The following is a 275-nucleotide window of genomic DNA, read 5'->3' on the forward strand; positions in this document are numbered from 1 at the left end:
GATCGGTGTAGCCCTCGGCGTCGAAGGTACCGTTCTCCGGGCGCAGCACGGCCCATTCCCAGCGTCTGTCCGGCCACACGATCCGGTCCCGCCTGCGGTCGGCGAACGACTGCACGCACAGGTGCAGGTGACCGCGGCGGGCCGCGTCGGTGAGGATGGCGGCCATGCGCCGATCGGGAGCGAAAGGCGCACCGCGCAGGATGCCAAGCGCGGCGAGCTCACCGTACTGGTGACGGTAGTCGGGGTTGAGTGGCTCGGTTTGCAGGATCTCATGC

1 pseudogene is annotated in these 275 nt (G+C 69.1%); it reads right to left on the reverse strand.

From position 1 onward, the window contains the following. Window positions 1–275, reverse strand: a pseudogene (locus GV790_RS30225) (DUF1254 domain-containing protein); the annotation flags it as partial.

The sequence above is a fragment of the Nocardia cyriacigeorgica genome (assembly GCF_010858045.1).
In the GTDB taxonomy this organism is placed as follows: Bacteria; Actinomycetota; Actinomycetes; order Mycobacteriales; family Mycobacteriaceae; genus Nocardia; species Nocardia cyriacigeorgica_E.